Raw genomic sequence first — 766 nt, 5'->3', positions numbered from 1 at the left:
GGTCTTTAACCTTTTCAACCATTATCACAATCTGCCCCTCCTGATCGATAGCTTCCACAGCATTGGCGACAAGATTATTGATTAGGGAAAGGAGGATAAAAGTGCGGTACTCCGGATGTTCACCGGAAATTCTTACTTGGAAATCAATCGTTTTCCCGAGCAACTCACTATAATTTTTATTCGAGATAGTTGCAACAAAAATGATTTCCTGAATGTTCATAAAATCATCTAATTTTTCTTTGGCCATTAATTTGGACAAACCGGCATATATACGTTGATTATCTTTTTTAATCTCGTGTAATTCCCCGGCGATTTTCAGCATCGCTTGCGCTTGTTCCTGATTGTTTAGAGCTTTCAAATCACGATAAATTGCATAGCAGGCGCTGGTTAACTTCTCCGCATCTTTCGCTGATTTTTCCAATTGAAACATTTCTACATACAAATTTGAGACNNGACTAATAGTAAAACCTCTTCGGTCCGCTTTTTTTGCTGCTCTTCAGCCAACCTAGTTTCCCGCACTAAGATGGTATTGAAAAAACCAAGGACAAAGAAGCTGCGGATGATCGCTACCCCTATAATAATCAAGAAGCTCGAAGTTGTCATTTTCATATCGGTTGTAAAATGGCGAATGGTCATTTCGGTAACATTCCCCATGATTTCGAGCACCATGCCGAGCAGACCAATGAGAAGCGGCCGATGATACAATTTCTTTACCTTGAAAATATGAAAAAACATGCCGAAGACCATGTAATAAAAAAACACGGGA

1 pseudogene is annotated in these 766 nt (G+C 39.5%); it reads right to left on the bottom strand.

From position 1 onward, the window contains the following. Positions 1–421: pseudogene (locus V7659_RS23205) on the bottom strand (sensor histidine kinase); the annotation flags it as partial. Positions 422–766 lie beyond the last annotated feature (345 nt).

This window comes from Neobacillus drentensis (assembly GCF_036966985.1).
GTDB classification, from domain to species: Bacteria; Bacillota; Bacilli; order Bacillales; family Cytobacillaceae; genus Neobacillus; species Neobacillus drentensis_E.
This window is presented reverse-complemented; position numbering and strand designations above follow the sequence as displayed.